Source organism: Mesorhizobium sp. M1312 (assembly GCF_040318115.1).
Classification (GTDB): Bacteria; Pseudomonadota; Alphaproteobacteria; order Rhizobiales; family Rhizobiaceae; genus Mesorhizobium.
In genome coordinates this window covers 122,697-137,036 of record NZ_JAMYLQ010000005.1, presented here as the reverse complement: position 1 = coordinate 137,036, position 14,340 = coordinate 122,697, and the positions used below count along the sequence as shown (strand labels likewise).

Below are 14,340 nucleotides of genomic sequence, written 5' to 3'. Positions count from 1 at the left end.
CGACTCAAAGCAAAACGGCCCGCTTTTCAGCGGGCCGTTCATATTTGAAATCAGCAGCCGATCACTGCGGGGCTGGTGCGGGCGCCGGAGCAGGCGCTGGCTCTGCAGGCGCCGGAGCAGGTGCTGGGGCAGGCGCCGGAGCAGGCTCTGCCGGTGCCGGGGCTGGCGCAGGCTCTGCCGGAGCAGGCGTCGGTTCAGCCGGTGCTGGCGCCGGTGCTGGCGTCGTGGCGGCAGGCGGTTCAGCAGGCTCAGGCGCTTCACCGCTTCTTCCAAAAACGTAGTAAGCGACAATAGCCAGAATAACGACAACCAGGGCAATCAGCCAGCCGGTGCTGCCGCCACCCGACCTGGGAGGGGGTGTCGGAGTGGTGTACGGGTCGTTTGGATTCGCCATAAAGTGTCCTCCGTGGATGAAAAGTATCAATCAACACACTTCAACGCGCAATCGTCGAACAGGTTTCACGCTAGGGATCGAAAACGCCGAAAACAGGGCAATCTTCGCCGGGAATCGTTTGTCCGCACGCACTTTACTCGCAAAATTAGCAGAAATCGAGCCAAAACAAACCTTTCGACCTTCCCGTACTGAGACAGCCTTCCGTGATTCGAGAAAGAGGTATCGCCCCGAATCACGTCTTGCCGAATCGCAACTCAACCGTGCAACTCAGTCGACGGCTGTGACAGTGTAGCCGGCCTTGCGGAAATCCTCGACCAGGCCTTCCGCGCCCGGAAGGTGCAAGGCGCCGACCGCCATGAAGGCGTTGCCCTTGGCGAGGATCGGCCCGGCATGGTCGATCATCACCTTGTTGCGGCGGGTGATCATGGTTTCCTCGAAGGCGGCATAGCCCGCCGAATCGTCTTCGCCGCCGGGAAGGACGGCACGAAACAGCGGCCAGAACATGCCGATGTCGCCGCGCTGGTAGAGCACGATCATGGTTTCGTTGACGTCGCTCATTCTGTCGCCGAGCTTCAATGTGTCGACGAGGCCCTTCATGTGAAAAGCGAGCGGCAGCGAGGCCATGGCGCGAAGCTGGTCGGCGATGGTCTCCAACCCATCGACGGCCTTGCCTGAGGTTTTGGCGTCCTGCGCAAGCTTGATGTCGAGCACCGGCGTGCCGCCGGCCTGGCGGGCCAGTTCACAGGCCGGGAGCGCGACCATGGTCGACAGCATCCACGGTTTCATCTTGGCGACGCTCGCCGGCGGGATGCCGCGCGCGTCGAGCGCCTTGCTCACCGCCGCCGCATCATCCGGCGACAGCAGCGAGGACAGCGTGGTGCTGTCGGTGAACATCATCAGTTCCGGCTCTTTCAGGAACGCCGCCATCATCTTCTGCTGATCGAGCACCTCCGTGGTCTCGATGACGACAGTGTCGGCGGCGTCAAAGGCCTTTTGCGCGGCGGGCGGCAGCGTGGTCACGCGCGGGTCGGTCATGTGCATGGTGCCGAACAGGAAGGACGGTCTTTCGCCCGCCTTTTCCAGTTTCCACAACAGGCCCTTGCCGTTCAGTGTTGCACCCGCTTCGGTTTCGATCTTGCGGTAGGTGGCCGGATCGTCCTTCTGCAAGGCCGACAGCATGTCGGCGCCGGCGCAGACCGGGGTTTCGGCGCGCGCCTTGCCGGCGGCGAGCAGCGCGAGGATGAGGAAAGAGAGGAAAAACAGGACGTTGAGTGCCACGAGCAGCTTTAGCGACGCAAGGGCCGTGCGGTCGGCGATGGCAATGACGCGTTTCATAGCTCGCTTTCTAGAGAGAAAGAACGGCGAAACGGTTAACCGGCGCAGCAAAATTGTCTCGGATATGGCTCCACGGCTCATATTTGGCTGCAACTTTGCGAAATCATGCGTCGGTTACGCCCGCGGATGGGACGCTTCATAGATTTCGAGCAGCCTCGCGGTGTCGACGCCGGTGTAGATCTGCGTCGTCGACAGGCTGGCGTGGCCCAAAAGTTCCTGGATGGTGCGCAGGTCGCCGCCCCGTCCAAGCAGATGCGTGGCGAAGGAATGGCGCAAGGCGTGCGGCGTGGCGGTGTCGGGCAGATTGAGCGCCGAGCGCAGCCTGGCCATGTCGCGCTGGACGATGGCCGGGTTGAGCGGGCCGCCGCGAGCGCCGCGAAACAGCAGGCCCTTCGGATCGAGATGATAGGGGCAAAGCCGGCGGTATTCGGCGATCGCCCGCAGCGCGATCGGCAGCACCGGCACCAGCCGCGTCTTGCCGCCCTTGCCGGTGACGCGCAGCACCTTATCGCTGGGGGCCGACAGATCGGCACCCGACAGGCCGAGCGCCTCGGAAATGCGCAGGCCCGAACCGTAGAGCAGCGTCAGCACGGCGGCGTTGCGGGCGGCGATCCACGGTTCCTCCGCCAACTGGCCTTCCACCGAAACGACGTGTTTCGCATCGCTTGCCGTCAGCGGCTTGGGCAGCGACTTCGGCTGCCGTGGCGCGCGCAGTGCGGCAGCACCCGCCGCATTGACGAGGCCGCGCCGCTCCAGAAAGCGCAGCAGCGAGCGGATGCCGGCCAGCCCGCGCCCGAGCGTGCGGGCGCCGGCGCCTCCGGCGCGGCGGGCGGCGAGAAAGCCGCGCAGATCGGCCGGGCGCAGATCGGCGATATCTGAAACGCCGGGCGAGCCGCCGCAATGGCCTGTCAGGAAGTGCAGGAACTGGCGCGTATCGCGCTCATAGGCCTCCACGGTTTCCGGCGACAGCCGGCGTTCGCGCGCCAGCATCTTCAGCCAGCTTTCGCGGGCCGCCTGAAGGTCTGGTTTGGCCGGTATGAGGAATTCCTGCATTTGCGCTCTTCCGATACGCCGTTCTTCCAATTCTGGGCCATCTTCCGGCAACCGGGTTAGGAAGCGGTGAAGAGCCGCGTCATTGAAATGACAAGAGGGTGGAGCTAGAGCAAGGCAAAGGAACCACCGATGACCAAACCGCAAAACCCCGTCCTGATGGCCGTGATCGGCGCCGCCCACGGCATCAAGGGCGAATTGCGCGTGAAGACCTTCACCGGCGATCCGCTGGCGCTGGCCGACTACGGGCCGCTCTATGCCAGGGACGGCCGCGCCTTCCAGATCGTCGACATCAGGCCGGCCAACACGGTCGTCGTGGTGCGCTTCAAGGGTATCAGCGACCGCAACGCCGCCGAGGCGCTCGCCGGCACGGAATTATTCGTCGACCGCTCGATGCTGCCTGACGATGGCGAAGAGGACGAATTCTATCACGCCGATCTCGTCGGGCTGGCGGTCCGGGACGACACCGGTGCTGACATCGGCAAGGTCGTTGCCGTGCATAATTTCGGCGGCGGCGACATTCTCGACGTGACGCTTGGCGAGCGCAAAGGCGTGCTGATCCCGTTCACGCAGGCCGCCGTGCCTGACGTGTCGATCAAAGAGGGCTTCCTCCGCATCGATCCGGCGGCAGCGGGCTTGATCGATGACGAAGACGGCGATGCACCCGGCCGCGATGGTTTCGACCCGAAGGGCAGGCCGCGCGGGCCGAAGGACGCCGGGGGCAACCGGTGAGTTTTTCCGCCTCGGTGCTGACGCTCTATCCCGAGATGTTTCCCGGCGCGCTCGGCCTGTCGCTGGCCGGCCGGGCGCTCGAGGCCGGCACATGGTCGCTGGAAGCAATCCAGATCCGCGATTTCGCCAGCGATCGCCATCGCACCGTCGACGACACGCCGGCAGGCGGCGGCGCCGGCATGGTGATGCGCGCCGACGTTTTGGCCAAGGCGATCGACCATATCTCACCACCGGGTGATCCACGGCCACGGCTACTGATGAGTCCGCGTGGAAAACCGCTGACGCAGTCCCGCGTGCGCGAACTGGCCGCTGGGCCGGGCGTCGTCATCGTCTGCGGGCGCTTCGAGGGCGTCGACCAGCGGGCGATTGACGCGCGTGGGCTGGAAGAGGTCTCGGTCGGCGACTTCATCCTCTCCGGCGGCGAGCCGGCAGCGCTCGTGCTGCTTGACGCCGTGGTGCGGCTGTTGCCCGGCGTGATGGGCAATGCGGTGTCAGGCGATGAAGAGAGTTTTGAAAACGGCCTGCTCGAACATCCGCACTACACGCGGCCGCAGGAATTCGAGGGCCGGCAAATCCCCGAGGTCCTCACCTCGGGCAATCACAAGAAAATCGCCGCATGGCGGCGTGCCGAGGCGGAGAAGCTGACCAAGGAGCGGCGGCCGGACTTGTTGGCCGCTCACCCCTTGGTGAAATAATAGAAGGCCAGGAACACCCCGACTCCAACGACGAAGCCGCGCACGGCAATTTGCGGCACGCGCTTGGCGATCCAGACGCCGGCATAGCCGCCCAGCGCGCCGCCCGGTATCATGATGATCGCCTGCGGCCAGGCGATGACATCGCCGGAGATGAAGACCAGGATGGCTACCGCCGCGATGACCACGGCCAGCATGTTCTTCAGCGCATTCAGTCGGTGATAGTCGCCGGGCTGGGTGAGGCCGAGTGTCGCCAGCATCATGACGCCCATGCCGGCGCCGAAGAAGCCGCCATAGACGGCGGTGGCGAACTGCGCCAGGGAACCGACCAGCGAACCCACCGCGGCCTCATGCCCCGGCTTGGGCGCCGGCTTCAGCCACGGCCCGGCGGCGAACAGCGCGGTTGCCGCCAGCAGCAGCCATGGCACCAGGACGCGGAACGACGGATTGTCGAGCGCCAGAAGGACGAGCGCACCGGCCAGCGCGCCGACAGCCGAGATAAGGCCGAGCAGCAATGCCGTGCGCCAGAAATGCTTGATGTCGGACCAGTAGGCGAGCGTTGAGGTGATGTAGCCGGGAAACTGTGTCAGCGACGAGGTGGCGTTGGCGACGATCGGCGGCAAGCCGACCAGCGACATGGCGCCGAAGGTTATGAACGTCCCGCCGCCGGCTATGGCGTTGACGGCACCTGAGAGAAAGCCCGCGAAAAAAAGCAGGGCCGCATCGAGAACTGGCATGGAGGGTGTTGCCGCCGGAGGAAAGTCACGTTCTACCCGGCTTAAAAAGCTTGAGCCTTCGACGCAACCCCTGCGCTGAAAGATTGCAATGTCGGCCAACGACCAAAAAAGACATGGCGAAGGCGTGACAAAGCGCCGAAATAGCTGTATGTGCGCGCCGAACCGGAAGAACAATCTGCCAAGAGCGATCTTCTGGCCCGTCAACAATGGCGGTGTAGTCGCCCCTGCCCGATGTTTTCGCGAACAAAGGGCATAGCCGAGCGGTCGATGGAACTGCAAGGCGAGTGTCGGACGCTCTGACTGTCGGAAGAACAAGAAGTGGATTTTTGAGATGGATATCCTCCGTCAGCTCGAGGCCGAACAGGCCGCCAAGATCGAAGCCAAGCGCAAGCTTCCCGAATTCCAGCCCGGCGACACCGTGCGCGTCCAGGTCCGCGTGACCGAAGGCACCCGCACCCGCGTCCAGGCTTATGAGGGCGTCGTCATCGCCCGCGCCGGCGCCGGTTTCCAGGAAAACTTCACCGTTCGCAAGATTTCCTACGGCGAAGGCGTGGAGCGCGTGTTCCCGATCTTTTCGCCGATGGTCGAGGGCGTCGAGATCGTACGCCGCGGCAAGGTGCGCCGCGCCAAGCTCTATTACCTGCGCGATCGTCGCGGCAAGTCGGCCCGCATTTCGGAAAACACCGGCGTGCGCGCCCGCAAGCTGAACGATGATGAGCGCGATGCGCTGAACGCCGAAAAGGCCCGCATCGAGGCCGAGAAAGTGGCCGCAGCCCAGGCGCTGGCCGCCGAGAAGGCCGCGCAGGACGCCGCCGAGAAGAAGGCCGCCGACGAGGCCGCCAAGGCTGCGGAAGCGGCTGTCGCCGAATAACGCGTCTTCAACACCCATGTTTCGAAAAGGCGGCTTCGGCCGCCTTTTTGTTTCGCGGGATGGATTCGATCTTGCCGGGCCACGTTGGTCCACAATCGAAACGGATCGTTCCGTAATCGTTTGGTGAAAGCATGGGAATTCATTTTCGCGCAAAGCGGCGCATCAAGCCGGCTTGCAAGGCGCTTGCGGAAAGCTAAAGTCGGCGCCGGATTTTCCTGCAAGCCTCGACCATGTCGAGGCCGTTCAAGTTTTCGGGGTGTACCATGACCAAATCGAAACTGCTGTTGGCCGGCCTGTTGGCTCTGATACTTGCGCCCGTCGCCGCCCTGGCGCAGGCGCTGCCCGATCTCGGCGGCAAGAAGGTGGTGGTTGTGACTGAAAACGCCTATCCGCCGCTGCAGTTCATCGATGCCAAGACCGGCAAGCAGATCGGATGGGAATATGACGCGATGAACGAGATCGCCAAGCGGCTGAATTTCCAGGTCGAGTACCAGAACACCTCCTGGGATGCGATGATCCAGGCGGTTTCTGACAATCAGTACAACATCGGGATGACCGGCATCACCATCAAGGACGACCGCAAGCAGAAGGTCGATTTCTCCGACCCCTATATGCGCTCGGAACAGTTCATGCTGGTGCGTGGCGACGAGAAGCGCTTCACCGACGCCAAGACGTTCGGCGCCTTCAAGGATGGGCTGATCGGCGCGCAGGCAGGCACCACGCCGTTCTACACCGCCGTCTACAGCGTGCTCGACGGCAATGAGCAGAACCCGCGCATCAAACTGTTCGAGACGTTCGGTGCGACGGTGCAGGCGCTGAAGACCGGTGACGTCGATGTCGTGCTGACCGACGGCACCGCCGGCAAGGGCTATGTCGACGCCTCCAATGGCGAGCTGAAGCTGATCGGCGGGCCGCTCGGCACCGAGGATTTCGGCTTCATCTTCCCCAAGGGCTCGGATCTGGTGAAGCCGGTCAATGCAGCGATCGCCGCACTGAAGGCCGACGGCACGCTCGACGCGCTCAACAAGAAATGGTTCCTCGACTACAAGATGGGGCAGTGAGCCGGTTTGGCGCACTTGCTGTGTGAGGGCCGTGCGCTGAAAATCGCACGGACGGAGTTTTTTCCCACCCCCCTGTGTCCTGCCGGACTGTCCGGCAGGACGGAGGGGGGTGTGACGGAACGCAGCCTTCGTGGCTCCGTCACCGGTATCGCTTGATGCCGCCGGCACCTCCAGCCACCGCCAAATCAGACTTCCCTTGGTGGCTTGCCGTGGCGGCGGCGCTCGGCGTGGCCGCCGCCATCTTCATTGCAGCAAGCGACCTCTACGCCCAGGTTTTCGCGACCGTCGCCAAGGGCATCGGCATCACCGTCTTCGTCACAATGATCGCCTTTGCGCTGGCCTCGGCAATTGGGCTCGGCATTGCGCTGATGGGGCTGTCGGGATCGCGCTGGCTGCGCCAGATCGCCCGCTTCTATGTCGAGATCATCCGCGGCGTGCCGATGCTGGTGCTGTTGTTCTGGATCGCCTTTGCCGGGGCGCCGGCCTTCGTCGCGGCGTGGAACGCGGTGACCGCGCCATTGCAAAATGCGGGTCTTTTCGGAGAACTGCTGGTGCGCGACGTGTCGCTGCTGTGGCGCGCCATCATGGCGCTGACCATCGGCTATTCCGCGTTTATCTCGGAGGTCTTCCGCGCCGGCATCCAGGCGGTCGAGAAGGGTCAGATCGAGGCGGCAAAGGCGCTTGGGCTGACGCGCACGCAGCGTTTCCGGCTGATCGTCTTTCCGCAGGCGATCCGCACCATCCTGCCGCCGCTCGGCAATGATTTCGTCGCCATGGTCAAGGATTCGTCGCTGGTCTCCGTGCTCGGCGTCGCCGACATCACCCAGATGGGCAAGATCTACGCCGCCGGCTCGTTCCGCTTCTTCGAGACCTACTCGATCGTTGCCTATATCTATCTCATCCTGACGGTCGGCCTGTCGCTGGCCTTGCGGGCGCTGGAGAAGCGGCTGCGCCGCCAGCATGAGCAATAGCCGGCAGGCGAAGACGGCGCTACGATCGCGGTAGATACGTTTCAAGGGATGACACCCATGATCATCGACAAAGCCAATGCGGCGCTGGAGTGCGTCTATACGGCCGATACGCCGGAAGCGCTTGCCGGGGCCTACGCCGCATGGGCTGCGACCTATGACAGCGAAACCGCCTCGCTCGGCTATCTCCTGCCGTTCCTGATCGCCGCCTGGGTGGCGCGCCATGTGCCATCAGGCGAGGGGCCGCTGCTCGACGCCGGCTGCGGCACCGGCCTGTCCGGACCGTCGCTTAAGGCACTGGGCTATCAGGACATTGCCGGTCTCGACCTGTCGCAAGACATGCTTGACATCGCCGGCAGCCGGCAGGCTTACAGCGAGCTGAAACAGGCGATGCTCGGCGATCCGCTGCCCTGGCCCGACGGGTATTTCCGCGCCTTCTTCTCGACCGGCGTGTTCACCATCAGCCATGCGCCGGCTTCCGGCCTGCATGAACTGGTGCGTATCACCAAGAAGGGCGGCCACGCCATTTTCACAGTTCGCGACCAGGTGTTCGAAAGCGGCGGCTTTCGTGATGTCTTTGCCGAGCTGGAGCACGACAAAAAATGGCGGCCGGTCGAGGAAAGCCCGTGGTTCCGCTGCTATGCGATCGCCGAACCCGAGGCGCTGGTGAAGACTTTCGTGTTTGAGGTGCTTTGAACCCAGGTTCTGCGAAGGCCGCCGCGATTGCCGAAAAGCCAAAACATTGATATGAGCCACGCAATGGAACAGCTTTTTGGCGATCCGGCTTACAAGGGCTTCGTGCTGCAGGACAGAAAACGCCTGCCGTCGCGATTCTCCGCGCGCGTTTCCGGCGCTCTGACCAGCCGACTTCGCTAAGCCGTGTTCGCCGGCTAGCCGGCGCTTGTCCCTTCCCATTTTCATATCGACGGATTTACGCACATGAGCGCACCGCGCACCCTCTACGACAAGATTTTCGACGACCATGTCGTCGACCGCCAGGACGACGGCACCTGCCTGCTCTATATCGACCGTCACCTCGTCCATGAAGTGACCAGCCCGCAGGCCTTCGAAGGCCTGCGCATGACCGGCAGAAAGGTTCGGCATCCGGAAAAGACACTGGCCGTGGTCGACCACAATGTGTCGACCTCGCCCGAGCGCAAGTTCGGCATCAAGAACGAGGAAAGCCGCATCCAGGTCGAGGCGCTGGCCAAGAACGCTAAGGATTTTGGCGTCGAATATTATTCCGAGAAGGATATCCGCCAGGGCATCGTCCACATCATCGGTCCCGAGCAGGGCTTTACGCTGCCCGGCATGACCATCGTCTGCGGTGACAGCCACACCTCGACGCATGGTGCTTTCGGCGCGTTGGCGCACGGCATCGGCACGTCCGAAGTTGAGCATGTGCTGGCCACGCAGACGCTGATCCAGCGCAAGGCCAAGAACATGCTGGTGCGCGTCGACGGCGTACTGCCGGAAGGCGTCACCGCCAAGGACATCATATTGGCGATCATCGGCGAGATCGGCACTGCCGGCGGCACCGGCTACGTCATCGAATATGCCGGCGAGGCGATCCGCGCGCTGTCCATGGAAGGCCGCATGACCATCTGCAACATGTCGATCGAGGGCGGCGCCCGGGCCGGCCTGATCGCGCCTGACGAGACGACCTTCGCCTATGTCAAGGACAAGCCGCGCGCGCCGAAGGGCGAGGCGTGGGATGCCGCGCTCGCCTATTGGAAGACGCTGCAGTCCGACGAAGGCGCGCATTTCGACAAGATGGTCGTGCTCGACGCGGCGAAATTGCCGCCGATCGTCTCCTGGGGCTCTTCGCCCGAGGACGTCGTCTCGGTCCAGGGCATCGTGCCGAACCCCGATGATATCACTGATGAGAACAAGCGCACCTCCAAGCAGCGTGCGCTCGACTATATGGGCCTGAAGCCGGGCACCAAGATCACCGACATAGCGCTCGACCGCGTCTTCATCGGCTCCTGCACCAACGGCCGCATCGAGGACCTGCGCGCCGCCGCCAAGGTGATCGAGGGCAGACAAGTCAATCCGCGGGTCAGTGCGATGATCGTGCCGGGCTCCGGCCTGGTCAAGGAACAGGCGGAGGCCGAAGGCCTCGACAAGATCTTTATCGCCGCCGGCTTCGACTGGCGCGAGCCGGGCTGCTCGATGTGCCTTGCCATGAATGACGACCGGCTGAAGCCGCATGAGCGCTGCGCCTCGACCTCGAATCGCAATTTCGAGGGCCGTCAGGGTTTCAAGGGCCGCACCCATCTGGTGTCGCCGGCCATGGCGGCGGCAGCGGCGATCGCCGGCCATTTCGTCGACATCCGTGAGTGGAAATAACTCAGGGCTGCCACAGTCCGTATACGATATGCGAGAACCCCGAACCGCATGCGGTTCGGGTTTTCTTCACCCCGGGCGCCTCACGATCTCATGGAATTGTTCACGCCGGCCGGGTTGCTCCGCGGCGACCACCAGGGCCAGCTGCCGTTCGTCGAACAGCTTGAACCATTCGTCCCATTCGACCAGTTCGTAGCCGCCCGCGTTGACCGGGCGTTCGGCCTCATCAAGGTCCTGATAGGCATGCTGGCCGAAGACCAGCCTCAGCATAGCTTGGGTGCCTGCTTCGGGCGACACATCGACGATTGCCGGAAATCCAGCGCGCGCCGCGGCCCATGAGCGAATTGCCTCGTGGTCGGTCAGCATGATCGTATCGGCCATGAAAGTGTCTCCTGGTTGCTGCCGGAAAACGCCGGCCGCGGTTTCAAGTTCCGTGCAGCAGCTTCATGGGCGACCTTGCGCATATCGACTTTGCTTAACCGCTTGTTCGGGCTTCCGCTCTAAGGTCTGCCTGACGGAAGCGTGGGGGGTCACGGTCCTTTGGACACCGGTCTGCTGATAGGGTTGCTCAACCCGACGATCGCGCTTGCGCTCGGCGCGGTGTTTCTCGTGCTGTGGTTCTATCAGCGTCACCGCCCCTATCTGGCCGTGCTCGCCGCTAGCTACTGGCTTTCGGCGGCCGGTTTCCTGTTGCAGTATTTCACGCTGCCCATCGGTATGGCGCCGACCAAGCTGCTCTCCAACCTCTGCTTCACCATCGCCGCCTGTGGTCTCGCCGGCGCGATCGTGACGCGTTATGGACGGCGCGTGCCCTTTGTCGCGATCGGCGTCATGGCGAGCGGCGGCCTGGCCGCTTTTTGCTGGTTCATGTTCATCCAGCCGGACCTCACCTGGCGGATCCTGGCGATGAATTTCGCTTTCGGCGGCCTCAGCCTGGTTGTCGCCGCCGAACTGCGCGGGGTGCGTGACAACGGCCCGACGGAAATGATCCTGTTCGTGCTGTCGCTGCTTTCCGGGTTGAACTTCTTCGTGCGCACCCTCGTTATCGTCATCGCGCATGGACCTTACCAGAGCTATGACGGGTTCTATGCCTCGTCCTACTGGACGACGGCGCTGCTGTCGCACGCGCTGCTGTCGTTGCTCATCGCGCTTTGCCTGTTTTGCGCGGCTGCACTCGACGTGATGAAAGCGCTGAAGGCCGAAGCGTATACCGACCCGCTGTCGGGCCTGCTCAACCGCCGCGGCTTCGAGGAGCGCGCCACGCTTGTCCTGCAGCATTGCGCCACCGCCAAACTGCCGGTCGCGCTGGTGCTCGCCGACCTCGATCATTTCAAGGCCCTCAACGATCTGCACGGTCATGCAGCGGGCGATCGCGTGATCGCCGACTTCGCCGCCAAGCTTCTATCGGCTGCCGGCACCAGCGGCGTCGCCGGCCGCATAGGTGGCGAGGAGTTCGCAGTGCTTTTGCCGCTGAGCGACCTTGGCTCGGCAAGGCTGTTTGCCGAAGCTATTCGCACGCTCTATTCGGCGGGCAGCGTAGACGGGCTTCCGTCCGGCACAAGAGTGACCGCGAGCTTCGGCGTGGCGGCCCGCACCGGCGAGGAAGGGCTGGAGCCGCTGATGCGCCGCGCCGACGAGGCGCTTTACAAAGCCAAACGGAACGGCCGCGACAGCGTGCAGCTATCTCATGAACGGTCGGAAACGGTGCTCGTTGTGGAACGCTCAAAGCCGGCTGATCATCCCGCTCCGGGCCCACGTTAACGTCTTTTTCGCCCGTTCATGATTTGCTGGTGCAGGGAGTGCGAAAAACCACATGGGCGGCGGCGCAGAGTTCATCCTTGCAATCAACCTGCTCGTCGCCGGCCTGCTGGCGGCTGCCTTCATGACCATCTCGTTCAACGATGTGGCGCGCGCGCCGGCGCGCTGGCTGGTCTTCGGTTATCTGCTCGGGATGGCCTATTTCGCCATCGAGTTCAGCATTCCGGTCTTCGACAATGCGCGACCGGCAGTCGTCGCGGGTTTCGCCGTTTTCCTGGGGGCCACCATCGCGTTCAATGGCGGGCTTGCCCATAAATACGGCGTGCCGCCGCGCTGGGCGCCGATGCTCGTCTTCCTGTTTGCGGCCACCGTGGCCGTGTATTTCGTGCAGGACCTGCCGCGCCAGTCGCTTGCCCGCATGATGGCCTACCAGCTTCCCTATGCGGCCATGCAGTTCGTCGGCGTCGGCATCGTCTGGTCGTCCAGGCAGAGACGCGACTGGCTCGACCGTGCGCTGATGGCCGTTCTGGCGGCCAGCGCCCTGCAATTCGTGAGCAAGCCGTTCATCGCCCATGCATTGGGCGGCTGGGGTGTCAATCCGCAGGCCTATCTGCACAGCAACTACGCTCTGGTGTCGCAATCGCTTGGCACGGTGTTCGGCCTGACAATCGCGCTTCTCATCCTGGTCATCCTGGTCCGCGACGTGCTCGCCGAGGCGACGTCGAAGTCGGAGACGGACACGCTATCGAGGTTGCTCAACCGCGGCGGCTTCGAACGTCATGCCGAGCTCGCGATGCGTGACGCCGTGCGCAAGAGTATTCCGGTCGCCCTGGTCATTGCCGACCTCGATCATTTCAAGAGCATCAACGACAGTTTCGGCCACGCGTCCGGCGACCGGGTCATCGAAGCCTTTGCTGGGTTCCTGCGTGATGCTGCCGCCGATCATCACGTCGCCGGCCGCATCGGCGGTGAGGAATTCGCTATCATCCTGCCGGGAACCAACCTCGCCGCCGCGCGGCTCTTCGCCGAAGGAACGCGCAGCGCTTTCGGGGCGTTGCCGATAGACTGTCTGCCGGCGCACCACCGTTGCACCGCCAGCTTCGGCGTTGCCGAGCTTCACCCGGCCGAAGGCTTTTCCGACCTGCTGCGGCGCGCCGACGAAGCGCTCTATCAGGCGAAGGGCAGCGGACGCGATTGCGTGCGCATCTCGATAGGATCAATCGCCACCCGGCAGACGGCTGTTGCCAACGCCGGGCCGAAGATCAGCGGCAGGGGCTGAGTTCGGGCATCTCGCCGTCGGAAAGCCCGTACATATAACTGCGGCCCTTCACGAAAACCGGCGGCCTGTAGCAGTCGCGGCTGCTGACGTCATCCGCGTCGTTTTCATAGATTTTGGGCTGGCCGGCGCCGGTGTAGTCCGACAGTTCCTTGGCCAGGTTGCCCTCGCCAACGAGGATGCGCTTGTAGCCGGCGGCGCTTTCGATGACGAGATTGCCAAATGAATCGGCGTAGACGCGGTCGCGCGTCCCGGCAAGTGCCGGTGCTGCGAAGCCGATGGCCACTGCCACCAGGATGAGCGCCGGAAGGCGCGATCTACCTGAATTCGAACGCATGGCGTCCCCCATTTGTCAGAGGCGAGTCTTCCTCGAATCATAAATTAACCTTTTATTAACCTTTGTTAAGAGGCTAGGCCTGCTGGCAGCCAGGTCTCGGCAAACATGGTTAATATCCGGCGCCTTGGAAGGCTGCGGCCATCTTTCGGCCATGCTTGCCCGCACCATCGCGGCCGGCGCCAAGCGCGACGTCGGGTGATCTTGGCCAAGCATCGCGGCTGGATTGACGCGTAGGGAGGGCAGCATATGGCGTTTGGCCGGACCTTTCGGGTGCTGCTTGCGCTTTTACCGTTGCTGATCACCGTTGCCTGCGTGTCGCAGACCAATGCGCCGGCCGCCGCGACCGATTCACCGCAGCCGCGCACCGCGACCTACACTTGCGCTGATGGCGCCAGGATCACCATCGAAAACCTCGGCACTTCGGTACGGGTGCTTGGCCCAGACGGCGCCAGCGAGGACCTGCCGGCCTCGCCCGCCAATCAAAGCAGCCGCTTCGGCGCGGCGCATGACGCAATCGTGATCGACGGACGCGACGCGCTGGTGATGAAGGGCGGGAGGACGCCGCTGACCTGCACCCGCTAGGGGCATGCCGATATTCAGGTGAGGCCGGTCTGCAAACCGTGTTTCCTGCGCTTCCGGTACTCACGTACTCAAAAGTACGCTCCGTTCCGGTTCTCGGAACCACTGTTTTCGCCACGACCTGACCTGAATCTCAACATGCCCCAAAGCCGTCGTCCGAAACCACATACCGCACTGCAGCGACATTGCGCCGGCTTTTGGCTC

16 protein-coding genes are annotated in these 14,340 nt (G+C 63.5%); 11 read left to right on the top strand and 5 right to left on the bottom strand.

Features of this window, described 5'->3' with window-relative positions; all coding sequences use genetic code 11:
* The first annotated feature begins 75 nt into the window (after positions 1 to 75).
* Entirely contained in the window at positions 76 to 294 is a 219-nt protein-coding gene (locus NKH36_RS09035) for a hypothetical protein (RefSeq protein WP_352961289.1), read from the top strand.
* Between the two features lie 367 nt (positions 295 to 661).
* Here the strand turns inward: NKH36_RS09035 and NKH36_RS09030 are convergent, their stop codons facing one another.
* Together NKH36_RS09030 and NKH36_RS09025 are read right to left on the bottom strand one after the other, a co-directional pair.
* Positions 662 to 1,729, bottom strand: coding sequence for a TraB/GumN family protein (locus tag NKH36_RS09030; RefSeq protein ID WP_352961287.1), 1,068 nt, complete (start codon positions 1,727 to 1,729; stop codon positions 662 to 664).
* A gap of 114 nt (positions 1,730 to 1,843) precedes the next feature.
* Complete coding sequence (locus NKH36_RS09025; protein WP_352961285.1) at positions 1,844 to 2,782, bottom strand: tyrosine recombinase XerC; 939 nt, start codon at positions 2,780 to 2,782, stop codon at positions 1,844 to 1,846.
* A 129-nt stretch (positions 2,783 to 2,911) separates the two neighbouring features.
* On the opposite strand from NKH36_RS09025, the gene rimM reads away from it, so the two are divergent.
* A complete protein-coding gene (gene rimM, locus NKH36_RS09020) occupies positions 2,912 to 3,511 on the top strand; it encodes a ribosome maturation factor RimM (RefSeq protein ID WP_352951866.1) in 600 nt (199 codons plus the stop codon).
* The gene (trmD, locus tag NKH36_RS09015; RefSeq protein ID WP_352961283.1) at positions 3,508 to 4,206 is read left to right on the top strand and encodes a tRNA (guanosine(37)-N1)-methyltransferase TrmD; all 699 of its coding nucleotides are present in this window, start codon (positions 3,508 to 3,510) and stop codon (positions 4,204 to 4,206) included. Before rimM ends, trmD begins: the two co-directional genes overlap by 4 nt.
* Here the strand turns inward: trmD and NKH36_RS09010 are convergent.
* Positions 4,188 to 4,940, bottom strand: a complete 753-nt coding sequence (locus NKH36_RS09010; RefSeq protein WP_352961281.1) for a sulfite exporter TauE/SafE family protein — start codon at positions 4,938 to 4,940, stop codon at positions 4,188 to 4,190. The two genes, trmD and NKH36_RS09010, sit on opposite strands and share 19 nt — an antisense overlap.
* Positions 4,941 to 5,271: 331 nt before the next feature.
* Here NKH36_RS09010 and rplS point away from each other — a divergent pair, with 331 nt between their 5' ends.
* The 5 genes from rplS (at position 5,272) to leuC (ending at position 10,189) form a co-directional block, all read left to right on the top strand.
* Positions 5,272 to 5,811, top strand: a complete 540-nt coding sequence (rplS, locus tag NKH36_RS09005; RefSeq protein ID WP_352961279.1) for a 50S ribosomal protein L19 — start codon at positions 5,272 to 5,274, stop codon at positions 5,809 to 5,811.
* Between the two features lie 263 nt (positions 5,812 to 6,074).
* Positions 6,075 to 6,872: a transporter substrate-binding domain-containing protein gene (locus NKH36_RS09000; RefSeq protein ID WP_352961277.1), complete on the top strand. Its 798-nt coding sequence runs from the start codon at positions 6,075 to 6,077 to the stop codon at positions 6,870 to 6,872.
* A 155-nt stretch (positions 6,873 to 7,027) separates the two neighbouring features.
* On the top strand, positions 7,028 to 7,843 hold the full coding sequence (locus NKH36_RS08995) for an amino acid ABC transporter permease (protein WP_352961275.1): 816 nt from the start codon (positions 7,028 to 7,030) through the stop codon (positions 7,841 to 7,843).
* Positions 7,844 to 7,900: 57 nt separating this feature from the next.
* Positions 7,901 to 8,536: a class I SAM-dependent DNA methyltransferase gene (locus tag NKH36_RS08990; RefSeq protein WP_352961273.1), complete on the top strand. Its 636-nt coding sequence runs from the start codon at positions 7,901 to 7,903 to the stop codon at positions 8,534 to 8,536.
* A 243-nt stretch (positions 8,537 to 8,779) separates the two neighbouring features.
* A complete protein-coding gene (leuC, locus tag NKH36_RS08985) occupies positions 8,780 to 10,189 on the top strand; it encodes a 3-isopropylmalate dehydratase large subunit (RefSeq protein WP_352961271.1) in 1,410 nt (469 codons plus the stop codon).
* Between the two features lie 66 nt (positions 10,190 to 10,255).
* On the opposite strand, the gene NKH36_RS08980 is transcribed toward leuC, so the two are convergent.
* Positions 10,256 to 10,567, bottom strand: a complete 312-nt coding sequence (locus tag NKH36_RS08980) for a hypothetical protein (protein ID WP_352951860.1) — start codon at positions 10,565 to 10,567, stop codon at positions 10,256 to 10,258.
* Between the two features lie 159 nt (positions 10,568 to 10,726).
* Here NKH36_RS08980 and NKH36_RS08975 point away from each other — a divergent pair, with 159 nt between their 5' ends.
* Together NKH36_RS08975 and NKH36_RS08970 are read left to right on the top strand one after the other, a co-directional pair.
* Positions 10,727 to 11,947, top strand: a complete 1,221-nt coding sequence (locus NKH36_RS08975; RefSeq protein WP_352961269.1) for a GGDEF domain-containing protein — start codon at positions 10,727 to 10,729, stop codon at positions 11,945 to 11,947.
* A gap of 52 nt (positions 11,948 to 11,999) precedes the next feature.
* On the top strand, positions 12,000 to 13,223 hold the full coding sequence (locus NKH36_RS08970) for a GGDEF domain-containing protein (RefSeq protein WP_352961267.1): 1,224 nt from the start codon (positions 12,000 to 12,002) through the stop codon (positions 13,221 to 13,223).
* Here NKH36_RS08970 and NKH36_RS08965 read toward each other — a convergent pair.
* On the bottom strand, positions 13,207 to 13,557 hold the full coding sequence (locus NKH36_RS08965) for a hypothetical protein (protein WP_352961266.1): 351 nt from the start codon (positions 13,555 to 13,557) through the stop codon (positions 13,207 to 13,209). The two genes, NKH36_RS08970 and NKH36_RS08965, sit on opposite strands and share 17 nt — an antisense overlap.
* Before the next feature lie 246 nt (positions 13,558 to 13,803).
* Here NKH36_RS08965 and NKH36_RS08960 point away from each other — a divergent pair, with 246 nt between their 5' ends.
* Positions 13,804 to 14,139 carry a hypothetical protein gene (locus tag NKH36_RS08960; RefSeq protein ID WP_352961264.1) on the top strand — a complete coding sequence of 112 codons (336 nt, stop codon included), beginning with the start codon at positions 13,804 to 13,806 and terminating at the stop codon, positions 14,137 to 14,139.
* Positions 14,140 to 14,340 lie beyond the last annotated feature (201 nt).

Excerpts from the sequence above, each read along its gene's own strand:
- NKH36_RS09030 (WP_352961287.1), bottom strand. The coding sequence starts at position 1,729 with ATGAAACGCGTCATTGCCATCGCCGACCGCACGGCCCTTGCGTCGCTA.
- NKH36_RS09025 (WP_352961285.1), bottom strand. The coding sequence starts at position 2,782 with ATGCAGGAATTCCTCATACCGGCCAAACCAGACCTTCAGGCGGCCCGC.
- rimM (WP_352951866.1), top strand. The coding sequence starts at position 2,912 with ATGACCAAACCGCAAAACCCCGTCCTGATGGCCGTGATCGGCGCCGCC.
- NKH36_RS09010 (WP_352961281.1), bottom strand. The coding sequence starts at position 4,940 with ATGCCAGTTCTCGATGCGGCCCTGCTTTTTTTCGCGGGCTTTCTCTCA.
- rplS (WP_352961279.1), top strand. The coding sequence starts at position 5,272 with ATGGATATCCTCCGTCAGCTCGAGGCCGAACAGGCCGCCAAGATCGAA.
- NKH36_RS09000 (WP_352961277.1), top strand. The coding sequence starts at position 6,075 with ATGACCAAATCGAAACTGCTGTTGGCCGGCCTGTTGGCTCTGATACTT.
- NKH36_RS08995 (WP_352961275.1), top strand. The coding sequence starts at position 7,028 with ATGCCGCCGGCACCTCCAGCCACCGCCAAATCAGACTTCCCTTGGTGG.
- NKH36_RS08990 (WP_352961273.1), top strand. The coding sequence starts at position 7,901 with ATGATCATCGACAAAGCCAATGCGGCGCTGGAGTGCGTCTATACGGCC.
- leuC (WP_352961271.1), top strand. The coding sequence starts at position 8,780 with ATGAGCGCACCGCGCACCCTCTACGACAAGATTTTCGACGACCATGTC.
- NKH36_RS08980 (WP_352951860.1), bottom strand. The coding sequence starts at position 10,567 with ATGGCCGATACGATCATGCTGACCGACCACGAGGCAATTCGCTCATGG.
- NKH36_RS08970 (WP_352961267.1), top strand. The coding sequence starts at position 12,000 with ATGGGCGGCGGCGCAGAGTTCATCCTTGCAATCAACCTGCTCGTCGCC.
- NKH36_RS08965 (WP_352961266.1), bottom strand. The coding sequence starts at position 13,557 with ATGCGTTCGAATTCAGGTAGATCGCGCCTTCCGGCGCTCATCCTGGTG.
- NKH36_RS08960 (WP_352961264.1), top strand. The coding sequence starts at position 13,804 with ATGGCGTTTGGCCGGACCTTTCGGGTGCTGCTTGCGCTTTTACCGTTG.